This window comes from Pseudoalteromonas sp. S558, from assembly GCF_005886635.1.
GTDB lineage: Bacteria > Pseudomonadota > Gammaproteobacteria > Enterobacterales > Alteromonadaceae > Pseudoalteromonas > Pseudoalteromonas aliena.
This window is the reverse complement of sequence record NZ_PNDU01000597.1, coordinates 1-345: the sequence shown is the minus strand read 5'-3', so window position 1 is coordinate 345 and position 345 is coordinate 1. Positions and strand designations below refer to the sequence as shown.

Sequence of the window (345 nt, the reverse complement as noted above, 5' to 3'; positions counted from 1 at the left end):
CAACAGGGTTTTTGTGAAGGCCGTATTCAAGAAATTGAAGCAAAACTTTCAAACATGCAGATGATTGACGTAACAAAGATGCCTAATACAGGTAAAGTGATTTTTGGGACTACAGTAACCATCGTTAATGTTGAAACCGACGCTGAAGTTAAATATCAGATTGTTGGCTATGATGAAGCAGATATTAAAAGTAATTTAATTTCTGTTAATTCACCAATTGCTCGCGGCTTAATTGGTAAACAAGCGGATGACGCTGTGATTATCAAAACGCCAAAAGGTGATGTAGAGTACGAAATCATTGAGGTTGAGTATATTTAATTAGTTAACTCACTTTAACGTTTTATA

Annotated in this window: 1 protein-coding gene; it reads left to right on the top strand. The window is 34.8% G+C overall.

Translation table 11 applies throughout. From position 1 onward, the window contains the following. The coding region (greA, locus tag CWB66_RS21590) for a transcription elongation factor GreA (protein WP_138587014.1) at positions 1 to 318 on the top strand (318 nt) is incomplete at its 5' end. Between the last annotated feature and the right edge of the window lie 27 nt (positions 319 to 345).